16 protein-coding genes and 1 other annotated feature are annotated in these 17279 nt (G+C 54.2%); of the genes, 13 read left to right on the forward strand and 3 right to left on the reverse strand.

The window, feature by feature from the left end:
- Nucleotides 1-133 precede the first annotated feature (133 nt).
- On the forward strand, nt 134-2053 hold the full coding sequence (gene sltY / locus ACPUC8_RS07895; protein WP_039329486.1) for a murein transglycosylase: 1920 nt from the start codon (nt 134-136) through the stop codon (nt 2051-2053).
- Between the two features lie 44 nt (nt 2054-2097).
- Nucleotides 2098-2421, forward strand: coding sequence for a trp operon repressor (gene trpR, locus ACPUC8_RS07900; RefSeq protein ID WP_039329485.1), 324 nt, complete (start codon nt 2098-2100; stop codon nt 2419-2421).
- A gap of 1 nt (nt 2422) precedes the next feature.
- Here the strand turns inward: trpR and yjjX are convergent, their stop codons facing one another.
- On the reverse strand, nt 2423-2941 hold the full coding sequence (gene yjjX / locus ACPUC8_RS07905) for an inosine/xanthosine triphosphatase (protein WP_039329483.1): 519 nt from the start codon (nt 2939-2941) through the stop codon (nt 2423-2425).
- A gap of 51 nt (nt 2942-2992) precedes the next feature.
- On the opposite strand from yjjX, the gene gpmB reads away from it, so the two are divergent.
- Complete coding sequence (gpmB, locus tag ACPUC8_RS07910; protein WP_039329482.1) at nt 2993-3640, forward strand: 2,3-diphosphoglycerate-dependent phosphoglycerate mutase GpmB; 648 nt, start codon at nt 2993-2995, stop codon at nt 3638-3640.
- Between the two features lie 132 nt (nt 3641-3772).
- Here the strand turns inward: gpmB and robA are convergent, their stop codons facing one another.
- Complete coding sequence (gene robA / locus ACPUC8_RS07915; protein ID WP_039329480.1) at nt 3773-4654, reverse strand: MDR efflux pump AcrAB transcriptional activator RobA; 882 nt, start codon at nt 4652-4654, stop codon at nt 3773-3775.
- Between the two features lie 194 nt (nt 4655-4848).
- Between robA and creA the strand changes: the two genes are divergently transcribed.
- Nucleotides 4849-5322: a protein CreA gene (gene creA, locus ACPUC8_RS07920; protein ID WP_039329478.1), complete on the forward strand. Its 474-nt coding sequence runs from the start codon at nt 4849-4851 to the stop codon at nt 5320-5322.
- 48 nt (nt 5323-5370) lie between these two features.
- Here creA and arcA read toward each other — a convergent pair whose 3' ends face one another.
- Nucleotides 5371-6087 carry a two-component system response regulator ArcA gene (arcA, locus tag ACPUC8_RS07925; RefSeq protein ID WP_039329476.1) on the reverse strand — a complete coding sequence of 239 codons (717 nt, stop codon included), beginning with the start codon at nt 6085-6087 and terminating at the stop codon, nt 5371-5373.
- A gap of 608 nt (nt 6088-6695) precedes the next feature.
- Between arcA and ACPUC8_RS07930 the strand changes: the two genes are divergently transcribed.
- The 9 genes from ACPUC8_RS07930 to tssL all read left to right on the forward strand — a co-directional run bounded on the left by ACPUC8_RS07930 (nt 6696) and on the right by tssL (nt 17275).
- Nucleotides 6696-7385, forward strand: a complete 690-nt coding sequence (locus ACPUC8_RS07930; RefSeq protein WP_039329474.1) for a tRNA/rRNA methyltransferase — start codon at nt 6696-6698, stop codon at nt 7383-7385.
- A gap of 202 nt (nt 7386-7587) precedes the next feature.
- Nucleotides 7588-7659 (forward strand): thr operon leader peptide, encoded by a 72-nt coding sequence (gene thrL / locus ACPUC8_RS07935; protein ID WP_128601299.1) that lies wholly within the window; start codon nt 7588-7590, stop codon nt 7657-7659.
- Nucleotides 7595-7717 (forward strand) — a sequence feature (Thr leader region). It overlaps the preceding gene by 65 nt.
- 26 nt (nt 7718-7743) lie before the next feature.
- Nucleotides 7744-10206 (forward strand): bifunctional aspartate kinase/homoserine dehydrogenase I, encoded by a 2463-nt coding sequence (thrA, locus tag ACPUC8_RS07940; protein ID WP_039329473.1) that lies wholly within the window; start codon nt 7744-7746, stop codon nt 10204-10206.
- 2 nt (nt 10207-10208) lie between these two features.
- On the forward strand, nt 10209-11138 hold the full coding sequence (gene thrB, locus ACPUC8_RS07945) for a homoserine kinase (RefSeq protein WP_039329582.1): 930 nt from the start codon (nt 10209-10211) through the stop codon (nt 11136-11138).
- 3 nt (nt 11139-11141) lie between these two features.
- Nucleotides 11142-12428 carry a threonine synthase gene (gene thrC, locus ACPUC8_RS07950; RefSeq protein WP_039329471.1) on the forward strand — a complete coding sequence of 429 codons (1287 nt, stop codon included), beginning with the start codon at nt 11142-11144 and terminating at the stop codon, nt 12426-12428.
- A gap of 769 nt (nt 12429-13197) precedes the next feature.
- Nucleotides 13198-13692: a type VI secretion system contractile sheath small subunit gene (gene tssB, locus ACPUC8_RS07955; RefSeq protein ID WP_039329469.1), complete on the forward strand. Its 495-nt coding sequence runs from the start codon at nt 13198-13200 to the stop codon at nt 13690-13692.
- A gap of 27 nt (nt 13693-13719) precedes the next feature.
- Nucleotides 13720-15252, forward strand: coding sequence for a type VI secretion system contractile sheath large subunit (gene tssC, locus ACPUC8_RS07960; protein WP_039329468.1), 1533 nt, complete (start codon nt 13720-13722; stop codon nt 15250-15252).
- Nucleotides 15253-15266: 14 nt separating this feature from the next.
- The gene (gene tssK / locus ACPUC8_RS07965; protein WP_039329466.1) at nt 15267-16616 is read left to right on the forward strand and encodes a type VI secretion system baseplate subunit TssK; all 1350 of its coding nucleotides are present in this window, start codon (nt 15267-15269) and stop codon (nt 16614-16616) included.
- Complete coding sequence (gene tssL / locus ACPUC8_RS07970) at nt 16613-17275, forward strand: type VI secretion system protein TssL, short form (protein ID WP_039329464.1); 663 nt, start codon at nt 16613-16615, stop codon at nt 17273-17275. Before tssK ends, tssL begins: the two co-directional genes overlap by 4 nt.
- Nucleotides 17276-17279 lie beyond the last annotated feature (4 nt).

Here is a 17279-nt window from a genome sequence, read left to right on the forward strand (position 1 = left end):
GCGGATAAAGATGGGACTGGGCGGACTGAGTCCGGTGGAGTACCGGACTCATAATCAAATTAAGCTGACTTAAAGAGTCCAGGTTAAGGGGTTCAGTTCATATGAGCTGGACCGCAGCAGAGAGGAGAGCAGAGTGGAGAAGTGGCGTAACTGGATGATAGGAATCTGCCTGGTCAGCACGGCCAGCAGCGTGTGGGCCGACTCGCTGGATCAGCAACGGCAGCGCTATGCACAGATCAAACAGGCTTGGGATAACAATCAAATGGACCAGGTCTCGCAGCTGATGCCCACGCTGCAGGACTATCCGCTCTATCCTTATTTACAGTACCGTCTGCTGGCGCAGGACCTGGATCAGGAAACGCCGCTGGCAGTGAAGAATTTTATTCAGCAATATCCAACGTTGCCGCCCGCGCGTTCGCTCTCTACTCGCTTTGTGAACGTGCTGGCGCATCGTCAGGACTGGCAGGGCGTGCTGAGCTTCAGCCCGGATGAGCCGAAACCCGTACAGGCGCGCTGCAACTGGTATTACGCCAAATGGGCGACCGGCCAGCAGCAGGCGGCATTTGATGGTGCTAAAGCTATCTGGCTGCGCGGTTCAGCGCTGCCGAACGACTGCGACCAGCTGTTCTCCGTATGGCAAGCTTCTGGACAACTGTCGCCGATCACCATCCTCGAACGCATCCGTCTGGCGATGAAAGCGGGTAACGACAGTCTGGTTAACTACCTCGCTAAAATGTTGCCTGCGGATTACCAGACCACTGCCAGCGCCTTGATTGCGCTGCAGCAGAACCCGCAGACCGTCACCACCTTTGCCAGCAGTCTCGGTCCTACTGATTTCACGCGCATGGCCACCAGTTATGCCTTCGCCCGCGTAGCGCGTGAAGATATGGATAATGCCCGCATGATGATCCCGCAGTTGGTGCAGGCGCAGAAAATGGGCCCCGCGGAAGAGCAGGATCTGAAAGAAACGGTGGTGTGGCGCATGATGGGCGCGGATCTCACCTCGGAACAGGCGCGCTGGCGCGATGCGGTAGTGATGAACAGCGAATCCACCGCACTTATCGAGCGCCGGGTACGTCTGGCGCTGAGCCAGAACGATCGCCGTGGGCTGAATACCTGGATCGCCCGTTTGCCGGTGGAAGCCAAAGAGAAAGACGAGTGGCAATACTGGCAGGCTGATTTACTGATCTCCCAAGGACGTAAAGAAGAAGCCGATGAGATTCTGCGTAAACTAATGCAGGCGCGTGGTTTCTACCCGATGGTGGCGGCGCAGCGTCTGGGCGTGGAATACCCGTTACAGGTTGACCAGGCACCGGCTGCTGACAGTTCAGTGGTGCAGGGGCCAGAACTGGCGCGGGTGCGAGAGCTGATGTACTGGGGGCTGGATAATCTGGCGCGCAGCGAGTGGGCCAATCTCATCTCCAGTAAAACGCATGTGCAGCAGCAGATGCTGGCGCGTTATGCCAATGAGCAGGACTGGTGGGATCTTAGCGTGCAGGCCACGATTACCGCGAAAATGTGGGACAGCCTGAAAGAGCGTTTCCCGCTGGCGTGGCGCAATCTGTATCAGCAATACACCAGCGACAAAGGCATTCCGCAGAGCTATGCCATGGCGATCTCTCGCCAGGAAAGCGCCTGGAATCCGAAAGCGCGCTCGCCGGTCGGGGCCAGCGGTCTGATGCAGGTGATGCCGGGCACGGCGACGCACACGGTGAAGATGTATAACATTCCTGGCTACGTAAACAGCAGCCAGTTGCTGGATCCACAAACCAATATCCAGATTGGCACGCAGTATCTGGAGTATGTCTATCAGCAGTTCGACCAGAACCGTATCTTCTCTTCGGCCGCGTACAATGCCGGACCGGGACGCGTGCGTAGCTGGTTGAACAACAGCGGCGGCAAACTGGATGCGGTGGCCTTTATCGAAACCATCCCATTCTCGGAAACGCGCGGCTATGTGAAAAACGTGCTGGCGTATGATGCCTACTACCGTTACTTCATGGGCAAGCCGGATAAGATTCTCGCCGATGGTGAGTGGAATCGCCGTTACTAGCTGTGCTATGCTTCCGTACTCGTCAATGAGTACGGAAGCCCTTCATGAGCCAACCCCTTTCATCCCAGCCGGATTCGGCTCAGCCTGTTGAAGATAACTGGCTGCGTTTTATTGATTTGATGCAAAACGCCTTTGCTGACGGCGTCTCCTTGCCTTTACTGCACTTGATGATGACACCCGACGAACGCGAAGCCTACGGCACCCGCCTGCGTATTATTGAAGAGTTGATGAACGGTGAAATGAGTCAGCGTGAGTTGAAACATGAGCTTGGCGTGGGGATCGCCACCATCACGCGTGGCTCCAACAGCCTGAAAGAGGCGCCTCCCGAGCTGAAACGCTGGTTGGAAGCGCGTTTAGGACGTCGTTAACTTATTGAGTGTATAGCGGATGAGTGAACGGACAGAGTGCCAGAATCAACGCCTGATGGTAGACGCTGGAACGACTTAACAAACCGTGCGTGAAGGCGCCAATCGCGCCGCCTTTCTGCTTGATATTGTCCACCCCGGTCAGACGCGCCATTTCATCCCCTAATTCGTGCCCATCGGCTAAACCCGCTAACACAATCGGCGGCAAGGTGAAGCTGGCAGAGCGTGATTCTCCGCGCTGCTGGGCGTTTTCAATCACCATCCAGGCAAAGGCGCAATCGCCTTCGATACCGGCTTCAATCGCTACCCAATAGTCAGACTGCGGGCGCAGTTGACGCGCGTTCGCCAAGCGGGTACGTGCGCCAGTTCGCGTTTCGACATCACTCAGCGGCTGAGCGGCAACGCCACTCTCGACCTCGACCCCTTCAATGTGGCAGGATCCTTCGCCAAAGACGTCGTTGAACGCCTGAGCAATCGCGCGAATTTTTGCCGGGTTGATGGTGGCTGCGACAACGTGGTACATAATTGTTTGAACCCTCAAGGCAAATTTGTCGCAGTATAACGGAAATTAAGCATGCTACAGGTCTATCTTGTTCGTCACGGCGAAACGGTATGGAATGCGGCCCGACGCATTCAAGGGCAGTCCGACAGTCCGCTGACGGAAAAAGGTGAGCAACAGGCCCAACAAGTGGGCGAACGCGTGAAATCGCTGGGCATTACTCACGTGATTGCCAGCGATTTAGGGCGTACGCGCCGCACGGCAGAGATTATCGCCGATGCGTGTGGCGTCACGGTGTCAGTTGATGCTCGCTTGCGCGAACTGAATATGGGTTGCCTGGAACAGCGCCCACTCGACGGTCTGACGCCGGAAGAGGAGAGCTGGCGTAAAACGCTGGTCGATGGCACGGAAGGCGGTCGTATTCCGGGTGGTGAATCGATGCTGGAGATGGCTACGCGCATGCATGAAGCGCTGAACGCGTTGCTGGAACTGCCCGCAGGCAGCCGCCCGTTAATTGTCAGCCACGGTATGGCATTGGGTGTATTGGTCAGCACGCTGCTGGGATTACCGGCGCATGCTGAACGTCGTCTGCGCTTGCGCAACTGCTCTATCTCACGCGTGGATCACCAACAAAGCGCGTGGCTGGCAGCAGGATGGGTGGTAGAAACAGCAGGCGATGTGTCGCACCTGGATGCGCCTGCGCTGGATGAGTTACAGCGTTAATTGTCATTCGATTCCGGTGCGCATAAATGCGCACTCTGCGAAAATCGCACCGGACATTGTAGGGTCGTCATTTATGGCGACCGCAAGTTATCGAGTCAAAAAAAATGCCGTCATCATGACGGCATTTTCATATCAGCGACTCGCTTGTGGGCGAATAGGAATCAGATATTCGCAACGGATCTCCGTTGGCGGCTCGCTGCGTTTCTTGCCACCGTGTGTGAAGAAGCGTTCGATATCCTGGCCCTGACGGCGCACCAGTCCGAGTGTTGGCATACAGGTGCCGTACAGCAGCAGGATGAACTCCTGCAGTGCGCTACGTGGACCGTTATAGGTAAACTGCACGTAATCACCGGCTTCCAGAATTACGCTCTGATTCGACTGCATACTCAACGCCTGTTGATCGGCAGGCACCGCCGTGGTGTAGAGAATTTCCTGCTCATCATCTTTTTCATGGCTGGCGCGTACCTGATGCAGGCCGTACAACACCGGCGGTACAGTGTCGGTTTCCAGCAAGAACTGCTTCCAAAAGTGAATGCGCATCTCGTCACGGTAGCTGGAAATTTGTTCCAGCGTACAGGTATAACTTTGCGTTTGTCCGACCAACACGGTTTCCGGCAGCGTGACAAAACTCGCTTCAGGCATGTGGTGATCATCAAGACGAATCGGCGGGCGAATGCCGAAGGAGTTCCACTCCGATGAACGACGATACCAGGCAGGCGTTTGATTGAACTGTTTTTTAAACGCACGGGTAAAGGTTTGCTGCGAATCGAAGCGATATTGCAGAGCGATGTCGAGGATCGGGCGACTGGTCAGGCGCAGGGCCACAGCGGCTTTCGACAGACGACGCGCGCGGATGTAAGCACCGATGGCGTGGCTTGTCACTTCCTTAAACATACGCTGTAGGTGCCACTTGGAGTAGCCCGCTTTCAACGCAACATTATCGAGTGAAAGGGGTTGATCCAGATGGCTCTCCAGCCAGACAAGCAAATCGCGAATGATACCGGCTTGGTCCATAAAACATCCTCATAACTCTCTGGTGGCGCAACTATGAAGTCGTCGAATAATAGCACGAAATGCACAAAGGCGTGGGGGCGGTTTGTCAATCGGCTGTGCTAAATCAATGCGGGTTACAACCCGTTTAGGTTTGGTTCCGGGTTCGATTGACAGTACATTACAGTCTCATCTATTCGATTGCCAATGGTAACTCAATGACAATAACTCGCTTTCTTATAATCACGCTTGCAACTTGTGTGTTCAGCGCGGGCGTCCAGGCCGAAGAGATCGGCTCAGTTGACACGGTATTCAAGATGTTTGGCCCCGATCATAAGATCGTGGTGGAAGCCTTCGATGACCCCGATGTAAAAAATGTAACCTGTTATATCAGCCGGGCAAAAACCGGTGGGATCAAGGGCGGATTGGGTCTGGCAGAAGACACTTCCGACGCGGCCATCTCATGTCAGCAGGTTGGGCCCGTAGAGCTTAGCGATAAAATCGCACAAGGCAAGGCGCAGGGTGAAGTGGTATTCCAAAAACGCACTTCTTTGGTGTTTAAGAAACTACAGGTGGTGCGCTTCTTTGACCAGAAACGCCATGCGCTGATCTATCTAAGCTATTCCGATAAGGTGGTTGAGGGCTCGCCGAAGAATGCATTGAGCGCCGTGCCGATTATGCCGTGGAAATAAGGTATAAAAAAACGCCCTGTTGGGCGTTTTTCTTTTACCGCAGCAAACTTAATCCTGCAATTCGCCGCAGAAGCGGTAACCTTCACCGTGAATAGTGGCGATGATTTCTGGCGTGTCCGGCGTAGATTCAAAATGCTTACGGATGCGGCGGATGGTGACATCCACCGTGCGGTCATGCGGCTTCAGCTCGCGGCCGGTCATCTTCTTCAGCAGGTCACCACGGGTTTGAATTTTGCCCGGGTTTTCGCAGAAGTGCAGCATGGCGCGGAATTCACTGCGAGGCAGTTTGTATTGTTCGCCATTCGGGCTGACCAGTGAGCGGCTATTGATATCCAGCTCCCAGCCGTTAAAGCGATAACTTTCCACCGTGCGGCGCTCTTCGCTCGGCATCGCCAGATTCATGGTACGCGACAGCAAGTTGCGCGCACGAATCGTCAGTTCGCGCGGGTTGAACGGCTTAGTGATGTAATCATCGGCGCCAATTTCCAGGCCGAGGATTTTATCCACTTCGTTATCACGGCCTGTCAGGAACATCAGCGCAACGTTTGCTTGTTCACGCAGCTCGCGCGCCAGCAGCAAACCGTTTTTACCTGGGAGGTTGATGTCCATAATCACCAGATTGACGTCATTTTCCGTCAGAACCTGGTGCATCTCAGCACCATCGGTGGCTTCATAGACCACGTAACCTTCCGCTTCAAAAATACTTTTGAGGGTGTTACGCGTGACCAGTTCGTCTTCAACGATAAGAATGTGCGGGGTCTGCATGTTTCGCTACCTAAAATTTGCCAACAAATCGAAAACAGGGCGTACCGGGTTGCGCACACTGTTCACCTGAACAGAATATCTTTCGCAACCGGTGTACGAAATAATCTTCGGAATACACCATCCATCAACGTCAACTTCAGTGTTAGCTCAGCCAGTCAGGATGAATATTTGCGTGCCCCGTGGGTATCGGACTGGCGCTTATCCTAACCGTATTAACAGCAACCTAACAGCACCAACAACAACCGATAAGCATAAAAACAACGCTTCGTTGACTTATATCAAATGCAAGTGTAGCACGTTAACACTTTTATGAAAAACTTCTCCAGGAATGCAAGCTTAGCTCACAAAAAGCAGCATTTTTGCTACATTTTGGCTGCATAACATTAAAACTAAAACCTGCAGGAAATAATATTTCAATAATATGAAAAACAATGATTTTATATTAATTAAACGTAGAAATTTCGCTTATATGCCACGTATTCTTCTCCCCATGGCTTTTATCCTCTTTTAACATCCTTAACATCTTATTTTCTCTCACCCGTGTGGTTGGTATTTTTGCCACTGCATGCCAACATAGGGCGAGTTGTTAACAGTTCGATGGAAAAATCATGCATTTCCCCCTGATCCTTGTCTCACCCGCCCGTCCAGAGAATATCGGCGCGGCAGCCCGCGCCATGAAAACCATGGGCTTTAGCGAATTGCGCATTGTGGCCAGCGATGCCTGGCAAGATCCCGCCGCGCGCCGTGTGGCGCACGGTGCCGGTGAGATCCTTGATAACGTTAAAACCTACGGCACCTTGAGTGAAGCGCTGGCAGACGTGGATTTCTCTGTCGCCACCACTGCACGCAGCCGCGCGAAGTTCCGCTACTACGCGACGCCAACCCAGGTAGAAACCATCCTGCAGGAGAAGCGCCAATGGCTGAGTCGCATCGCGCTGGTGTTTGGTCGTGAAGACAGCGGGTTAACCAATGAAGAGCTGGAGCAGGTCGATCTGCTGACCGGTATTCCGATGGCCAATGATTATCCCTCGCTCAATCTCGGCCAGGCGGTGATGGTGTACTGCTATCAGTTATCTGCGCTCAATCAGGTTGCGGTTGAACGCAATGAAGCGGCAAATGAACATCAGTTGCAGGCTTTACGTGAACGCTTCCATCAACTGCTGGTGAAGCTGGAGGTGAGTGACGATGCGAAAATGGCGGACTGGATCGATCAACGTATCGGCTTACTGGAACAGCGTGATAGCGCCATGCTGCATCGGTTGCTGCATGATGTAGAAAAAAAACTTATAGATAAATAATCGGTGAATATGCGGGTTCTTAGTGACAGATCGGGAAACCAGGCGATCTGTTGAACGATCCCAATATGATTTGCGCGCAGAAACCGAACTCTGCGCAGCAGCCGTAAAATCGCGGCTAAGACAAATTCGTTGACTTAACGTGCGCTTTGCTTTACTTCTGGAAGGCAGACGGACAAGACAAAGACAGACAGAAAAAATCTCAATGCGTAATCACAGCCTGAACACCACAATTATTATTACCACCACCATTACCACAGGTAACGGTGCGGGCTGACGCATACAGGAAAAACAAAGAAAAAAGCCCGCACCTAAACAGTGCGGGCTTTTTTTTCGGCAAAAATTCAGGAGAGCTTCAATCATGCGAGTGCTGAAATTCGGCGGAACCTCAGTAGCCAATGCGGAACGTTTTCTTCGCGTGGCAGATATTCTGGAAAGCAACGCGCAACAGGGACAGGTTGCCACCGTGCTCTCTGCGCCAGCGAAAATCACCAATCATCTGGTGGCGATGATTGAGAAAACCATCAGTGGCCAGGACGCGCTGCCGAATATCAGCGATGCCGAACGTATTTTTGCCGAACTGCTGCAAGGCCTGACAGAAGCCCAGCCGGGTTTTGACTTCGATGGACTGAAAACCCGTATCGAGTTGGAATTCGCGCAGCTGAAACAGGTGCTCCACGGTATCAGCCTGCTCGGTCAATGCCCGGATGCCGTGAATGCTGCCATCATCTGCCGCGGTGAAAAGCTATCTATCGCCATTATGGAAGCGCTGCTGCAGGCACGTGGCCACAAAGTGACGGTGATCGATCCGGTTGAGAAACTGCTGGCGGTGGGTCACTACCTCGAATCCACTGTTGATATCGCCGAATCCACCCGCCGTATCGCCGCAAGCCAAATCCCTGCCGATCACATGATTCTGATGGCCGGTTTCACTGCCGGTAACGAGAAGGGCGAACTGGTGGTGCTGGGCCGTAATGGCTCCGACTACTCGGCGGCGGTGCTGGCAGCGTGCTTACGCGCCGACTGCTGCGAAATCTGGACTGACGTAGACGGCGTTTACACCTGCGACCCGCGTCAGGTGCCAGATGCTCGCCTGCTGAAGTCGATGTCCTATCAGGAAGCGATGGAGCTTTCCTACTTCGGCGCGAAAGTGCTGCATCCACGTACCATCGCCCCGATTGCTCAGTTCCAGATCCCTTGCCTGATTAAAAATACCGCCAATCCGCAAGCGCCCGGCACCTTAATCGGTGGTGAAGGCGAGCTGGATGAGAATCCGGTGAAAGGCATCACCAACCTTAACAACATGGCGATGTTTAACGTCTCGGGTCCCGGTATGAAAGGCATGGTCGGCATGGCGGCGCGCGTATTTGCCGCGATGTCTCGCACCGGTATCTCTGTCGTACTGATCACCCAATCCTCTTCTGAATACAGCATCAGCTTCTGTGTGCCGCAGAGCGAGCAGGCGCGTGCGCGTCGCGTGCTGGAAGAGGAGTTCTACCTCGAACTGAAAGATGGCCTGCTGGATCCGCTCGATGTGCTGGAGCAGTTGGCGGTGATCTCGGTGGTCGGTGATGGTATGCGCACCCTGCGCGGTATCTCCGCGAAATTCTTCTCGGCGCTGGCCCGTGCCAACATCAATATCGTGGCGATTGCACAGGGCTCTTCCGAGCGTTCCATTTCGGTGGTGGTGAGTAACGATGAAGTCACTACCGGCGTGCGCGTGGTGCATCAGATGCTGTTTGCCACCGATCAGGTGATCGAAGTGTTTGTGGTGGGCGTGGGCGGTGTCGGTGCCGCATTGCTGGAGCAGCTGCACCGTCAGCAGGCGTGGCTGAAAGAGAAGCACATTGATTTGCGCGTGTGCGGTATCGCCAATTCACGTGCCTTGCTGACTAACGTCCACGGCATCGATCTCAGCAACTGGAAATCTGCACTGAGCGAGGCTAAAGAGCCGTTTAATCTCGGTCGCCTGATTCGTCTGGTGAAGGAGTATCACCTGCTTAACCCGGTGATTGTGGACTGTACTTCAAGCCAGGCCGTGGCCGATCAATATGCTGACTTCCTGGCAGAAGGTTTCCACGTGGTGACGCCAAACAAAAAGGCCAACACTGCATCCTGGAATTACTATCAGCAGATGCGTGCAGCCGCCGCCAAGTCTCGCCGCAAGTTCCTGTATGACACCAACGTTGGTGCCGGTCTGCCGGTGATCGAAAACCTGCAAAATCTGATGAGCGCTGGAGACGAGCTGATCAAATTCTCCGGTATCCTCTCCGGTTCGCTCTCCTTTATCTTCGGTAAGCTGGACGAGGGGGTTTCGCTGTCAGAAGCCACCAAGATGGCGCGTGAGATGGGCTTTACTGAGCCGGATCCGCGTGACGACCTTTCCGGCACCGATGTGGCGCGTAAACTGCTGATTCTGGCCCGTGAAGCCGGTCATCAGTTAGAGCTGAGCGATATTGAGATCGAACCGCTGCTGCCCGCCGAACTGACTGACATCGCCGACGTTGAGCAATTTATGGCTCGCCTGCCGGAACTGGATGATGCTTTTGCCGCCCGCGTTGCCAAAGCGCGTGATGAAGGTAAAGTGTTACGCTTCGTCGGCGCGATTGAAGAAGGTGGCGTCTGCAAAGTGAAAATCGATGCGGTGGACGGTAACGATCCACTGTACAAAGTGAAGAACGGCGAGAACGCGCTGGCGTTTTACAGCCGCTATTATCAGCCAATCCCGCTGGTTCTGCGTGGATATGGCGCGGGGAATGATGTCACAGCGGCCGGCGTATTTGCCGATCTGCTGCGTACACTGTCGTGGAAGTTGGGAGTTTGATGATGGTAAAAATTTATGCACCGGCCTCGATAGGTAACGTCAGCGTCGGCTTTGATGTGCTGGGCGCGGCGGTTTCGCCGGTGGATGGCACCCTGTTGGGTGACTGCGTATCAGTAGAAGCGGCTGAGAGCTTTAGCCTGGTCAACACCGGGCGTTTTGTCAGCAAGCTGCCGACCAATCCGCATGAGAACATCGTGTATCAGTGCTGGGAGCGCTTCTGCCAGGCGATTGGCAAAGAAGTGCCGGTAGCGATGACGCTGGAAAAGAACATGCCGATCGGTTCAGGTCTGGGTTCCAGCGCTTGTTCCGTGGTGGCCGGTTTGATGGCGATGAACGAATTCTGCGGCAAGCCGCTGAATGATACCGAACTGCTGGCGCTGATGGGCGAGCTGGAAGGGCGTATTTCGGGTAGCGTGCATTACGACAACGTCGCACCTTGCTTCCTCGGCGGCGTGCAGTTGATGATTGAAGAGAACGGCATCATCAGTCAGGAGGTGCCGTGCTTTGACGATTGGCTGTGGGTGATGGCCTATCCGGGCATCAAGGTCTCAACTGCGGAAGCGCGTGCGATTCTGCCTGCGCAATATCGCAAAGACGATGCCATCAAGCATGGTCGCCTGTTAGCGGGCTTTATTCACGCCTGCCATACCCGCCAGCCGCTGCTGGCGGCTAAACTGATGCAGGATGTGATTGCCGAACCTTACCGCACCAAACTGCTGCCAGGCTTTGCCGAGGCGCGTCAAGCCGCAGCCGATATTGGCGCGCTGGCTTGCGGTATTTCGGGCTCAGGCCCGACACTTTTCGCTGTTTGCAACGAGATGGCAACGGCACAGCGGATGGCAGACTGGCTGAGCCAGCACTATCTGCAAAATGATGAAGGCTTCGTCCATATCTGCCGTCTTGATACGGCTGGCGCACGTAACTTGGGATAACGCATGAAACTCTACAACCTTAAGGATCACAACGAGCAGGTGAGCTTTGCTCAGGCCGTTAAGCAGGGCCTCGGCTCGCAGCAAGGCCTGTTCTTCCCGCTCGAACTGCCGGAATTCGAACTGACCGACATCGATGCGATGCTGGAGATGGATTTCGTCAGCCGCAGCAGCAAAATTCTCTCTGCATACATTGGCGATGAGATTGCCGCACACCAGTTGGCTGAGCGCGTGAAAAACGCCTTTGCCTTCCCGGCACCGGTGGCGAAAGTCAGTGACGATGTGGCTTGCCTTGAACTGTTCCATGGCCCAACGCTGGCATTCAAAGATTTCGGCGGCCGTTTCATGGCGCAGATGCTCTCTTATGTGTCCGGTGCCGATGAGCAGATCACGATTCTGACCGCGACCTCCGGTGATACCGGCGCAGCGGTGGCCCATGCGTTCTACGGCATGGAAAACGTGCGCGTGGTGATCCTGTATCCGCAGGGCAAAATCAGCCCGCTGCAGGAGAAACTGTTCTGTACGCTGGGTGGCAACATTGAAACCATCGCGGTGGAAGGCGATTTCGATGCCTGCCAGGCGCTGGTGAAACAGGCGTTTGATGATGAAGAGCTGAAGAAGGCGATTGGCCTGAACTCGGCGAACTCCATCAACATCAGCCGTCTGTTAGCGCAGATCTGCTACTACTTTGAAGCCGTGGCGCAGTTGCCGCAAGAGCAACGTAATCAGCTGGTGGTTTCGGTGCCAAGCGGTAACTTTGGTGACCTGACGGCTGGCCTGCTGGCGAAATCACTCGGTTTGCCGATCAAGCGCTTTATCGCGGCCACCAACGCCAACGATACCGTGCCGCGCTTCCTGGGTAACGGTGAATGGCAGCCGAATGCGACCGTGGCAACCTTGTCGAATGCGATGGATGTCAGCCAGCCAAACAACTGGCCGCGCGTGGAAGAGTTGTTCCGCCGCAAAACCTGGCGTCTGACCGATCTGGTGTCTGGCGCGGTATCCGATGAGACCACCAAATCCACCATGCGCGAGCTGGCGGAGATTGGCTACATCTCAGAACCGCACGCGGCGATTGCTTACCGCATGCTGCGCGACAACCTGCAGGAAGGCGAATTCGGTCTGTTCCTCGGCACCGCGCATCCGGCCAAATTCAAAGAGAGCGTGGATGAGATTCTGGGCCAGGAACTGCCACTGCCGCCAGAACTGGCAGAGCGCGCTGAGCTGCCATTGTTGTCACACAACTTGAAAGCGGATTTCGCAGAGCTGCGTAAGTTCTTGCTAAAAGCTTAATCCACGTCCGTTCGTTGAAAAAAAGCCTGCCGGATATTACGGCAGGTTTTTTTTTGTCTTTTTTCCACGTGACGACAGCGGGAGATAGCGTAGTTACATGTTTATTTACATTATCAGACTGGAAATTGGCTTAGCATGATCACATTAATTAAATTTAACTATCGTTATGAATTCATGTTACTAAACGTCCTAACGCATGAAAAAACGCACTTTAGTCACTAAAGAAATCACTAACCAAGCAGGAGATAAGTGAAATTTTGCTTATTAAAGCTTAACGCCATGGCCATTAACCAGGTGTTTTAAAGCCATTTTCTGCAATGGAATACAGATAAATCTTAATATATTTACTGAAGTGAGATTGCTTTCTGGTGGTGATTATATATCAGCTAATATTGCAATGATCTCATTTTAAAGGATATTTTCCATAAATGCTGAGAGTGTTACTAAATGTAAAATTGATTTCCTGTGATTTTGTCGCTTCGTTTCTTATGGATCTCTTATTATCGTTGGCGCTACGACAAATTAATTAATAGAACCTGTCACTTATTTTTTTTCACATTTTGTAACAGGTCGTCCTCCTCCGACCACAGACAGCACTCTTCAATCTGGTTAAAGTTCAGCCCTCAACAATTTCGGCTATCACCGCCAGGTAATAGCATTACCTGCTCACTCTCACGGTAGAGCCGGATACTTTTTCTTTCTTCGATGACATGGCGACTTTATTCCGTCAGGGACGCGCTCGGTCAAAAGACAAAAAACAGGTATTCACATGGCTAATAGCTTTCAGGACGAAGTACCCGCAGCACGCGTCAATATCAAACTCGATTTGCACACCGGTGGTGCGCAGAAAAAAGTGGAATTGCCATTAAAGCTGATGGTGGTGGGGGATTACAGCAACGGTCAGGACGATCGCGCCGTTTCAGAACGTGAAAAAATCTCGATTAACAAAAACAACTTCAACCAGGTACTGGCGGAGTACAACCCAAAGGTGAATCTCACCGTTGCCGATACGCTGGCAGCGGATGGCAGTGAAGCGGCAGTGAAGCTGGATTTTAAAGAGATGGCTGATTTTGAACCCGAGCAGGTCGCCCGCCAAATTCCTCAACTGCGTGCACTGCTCTCGATGCGCAATCTGCTACGCGATTTGAAGTCCAACCTGTTGGATAACGCCACGTTCCGCCGCGAACTGGAAAATATTCTCAAAGACGAAGCACTCAGTGATGAGCTGCGCGCAGAGCTGGCCGCATTGGCACCGCAAGCGTAAACGTCCGTTATCAGCAAGGAGCTAACTATGTCACAACGAGAAACTCAGGCGACCGCCAGCCCAGGCCATGCAACGCTGGAGGGTGGCGTCTATCAGTCGCTTTTCGAGAAGATCAACCTCAACCCGGTCAGCCAATTAAACGGCATTGATGCATTCCAGGATAACGATGCACTGGCAGATACCTCTGCCGATGAGCGCGTGACCGCCGCCGTCAGCGTGTTCCTCAATCTGCTCAAGCAATCATCGCAGAAAGTCGAGCGTCTGGATAAGACGCTGCTCGATAATCACATCAGCGAACTGGATAATCAGATTAGCCGCCAGTTGGATGCGGTGATGCATCATCCAGAATTCCAGAAAGTGGAGTCTGCGTGGCGCGGTTTGAAATTCCTGGTGGACCGTACTGACTTCCGTCAGAACGTGAAGATTGAAGTGCTGGATGTCTCGAAAGACGACTTGCGTCTGGATTTTGAAGACGCGCCAGAAATCGTGCAAAGCGGTTTCTATCACCACACCTATACCCAAGAGTACGACACGCCGGGCGGCGAACCGATTGGTTCTACCATCGCCAACTACGAGTTTGATCGTAGCCCACAGGATATTGCGCTGTTGCGTAACATCTCCAAAGTGGCGGCGTCGGCGCATATGCCGTTTGTGGCTTCCGTGGGACCAGCCTTCTTCGGCAAAGAAACCATGGAAGAAGTGGCGGGCATCAAAGATATCGCCAACTACTTTGACCGCGCGGAATACATCAAGTGGAAGTCATTCCGCGACAGCGATGATGCGCGCTACATCGGTCTGACGCTGCCGCGCGTATTAGGGCGCCTGCCTTATGGTCCCGATACCGTGCCCGTGCGCAGTTTCAACTACGTCGAAGAGGTCAAAGGCCCGGATCACGACAGCTACCTGTGGAGCAACGCCTCTTTTGCGTTCGCCGCTAACATGGTGAAAAGCTTTGTGAACAACGGCTGGTGCGTACAGATTCGCGGCCCACAGGCGGGTGGTGCGGTAACGGATTTGCCGATTCATCTTTACGATCTCGGCACCGGTAATCAGGTAAAAATTCCTTCTGAAGTGATGATTCCGGAAACGCGCGAATTTGAGTTCGCTAACCTCGGCTTTATCCCGCTGTCGTATTACAAAAATCGTGATTACGCCTGCTTCTTCTCAGCGAACTCGGCACAAAAACCGGCGCTGTATGACACCGACGAAGCCACGGCTAACAGCCGCATCAATGCGCGTCTGCCTTACATTTTCCTGCTGTCGCGCATCGCGCACTACCTCAAGCTGCTGCAACGGGAAAACATCGGCACCACCAAAGATCGTCGCATGCTGGAGCTGGAGCTGAATAACTGGATCAACACGCTGGTCACGGAGATGACCGATCCCTCGGACGATCTGCAAGCCTCGCATCCGCTGCGTGAAGCCCGTGTGACGGTGGAAGATATCGAAGATAACCCCGGTTTCTTCCGCGTCAAACTCTATGCAGTTCCGCATTTCCAGGTTGAAGGATTGGATGTCAACCTGTCGCTGGTTTCTCAAATGCCGAAGGCGAAAGCGTAAGTCAGGGAGCAACAATGAAGGTTTCACGCCCGCTGTGGATTGAAGGCGCATTCCTTGCGCCGCATCAGTTCCAGCAACAGGCGCGCTGGGAAGCGCTCACCAACCAGTGCATTGCACAGTTGAGTCTGACACACCCGTGGGGCGTGCTGAACGCGCGCTTCGATGGGGAGGCGCTGCGCGTCAATCGCCTGAATGCACAACATCTGGCGGTGCGTTTGCAGGATGGCACCCTGATTGACAGCGACCGTGCCGACGCGCTGCCTGCGGCGGTGGATCTGCAGCGGGCGATTCCCGCGGACTGTCATCAGGTGACGGTGCTGCTGGCGCTGCCACTGGAACACGCCAACGGCGGCAACTGCCAGACCGGTACGCAAGCTTCCGAGCGCCCACTGCGTTATCAGCAGGAGTGGGTGTCAGTGCAGGATGTGTTCGGCACCGAGCAAGAGTCGATCGCCGTTGAGCGGTACGCACTCTCGCTGCGTTTTGACATCGACAATAATGACGAATACTTCACTTGTCCGCTGGTGCGCTTACAGCGCGATGGGCAGAACGGATGGCAGATCGACAACGCGTTTATCCCGCCACTGCTGGCGTTTGGTAGCAGTGAGTTATTGCAGGATCAACTGAGCCTGCGTGTCGCGCAGTTACGTGCCAAACGTATGCGTTTGATGGGCATGCGCCGCGAGAATAATCAGCGCATGGCTGATTTTGCCGTCGCGGATGTTTCGCTGTTCTGGCTGTTGAATGCGCTTAACACTTACGAACCGGTGTTGTTGGATTTTGAAACCTCACCGATGATTCATCCTGAACTGGTTTATCGCGAATTGGTCAAGCTGGCGGGCAGCATGTTGACCTTCTCGCTGGAGCACGACATGGATGCCATCCCGCGTTATGACCACGCCAGGCCAGCCGACGTCTTTCCCCCACTGTTTACCCTGATCAGCACGCTGCTGGAGGCGAGCCTGCCATCGCGCGTGGTGGCCGTGGAGCTGGAGTTGGTGCGTGAGAACCAGTGGCGCGCCCAGTTGACCGATAGCCGCCTGCGTGAAGAGGCTGATTTCTACCTCTCCGTGCGTTCCGACTTGCCTGCGCATCAGCTGCAGAGTCAGTTCCCGCCGCTGTGCAAAATCGGTACGCCAGATGAAGTGAACAACATCATCAATGGCGCACTGAACGGCGTGCCGCTCATTCCGCTGAGCCACGTGCCAGCAGCGATCCCACTGCGGCTGGAGAACCAATACTTTGCGCTGGATCTGGCGCATCCCTCGGCGGTCGCGATGCTCACGGCAGGCACCTGTGCCATTTACGTTCCAGGTGTGTTGCCGGGCATTAAATTAGAACTCTATGCGGTGCTGCGCTCATGAAACAACAACTCTCCATTGATGAACTGCTGCGCGACACTTGGCTGCTGGTGGTTGCCCTGCGCAACGGCGATGTGGCGGAAGAGGGCGAAGCGCTCTATCAGCGCGGCGTTGAACTGGTTGAACAGACACGCCAGCGTTTGGCCGGGCAGGGGATTGTCAGCGAAGACAGCGACCACATTGCTTATGCGCAGTGTGTGCTGCTGGATGAGACAGTGCTCAATCGCCCGCTAGATGACAACGGCTATGCCTTTTGGATGCGTACACCACTGCAGGCGCGTTTCTTCAATACGCTGCAAGGTGGCGAGTTGCTCTATCAGCGTATGCAGCAGGTGCTGGCGCAGCCCGCGCCAAACCCACTGGTACTGAGCTGCTTCCATCGTGTGTTGATGCTCGGCTTCCAGGGGCGCTATCGGAATCAGCCGCAGCAGAAGCGCCAGGCGTTGATCGCCGAACTGGCTGCGCGGGTGCCGCCGTTTGATGTTGCAGAAGAGACGCCAATTCTCGCCCATGTCGGCCGCCGTTCAACCGGACTGTGGCGCGGCCGTTCGCTGTGGTTCTGGGCAGCGAGCGCGGTAGTCATCGTTGCCGTGGTGTGGTTTGGCCTGCATTACCAGCTTCAACAGTCACTGAGTGACTGGTTACAGGAATCACAGGGCTAAGGAG

This window comes from Pantoea sp. CFCC18177 (assembly GCF_059412425.1).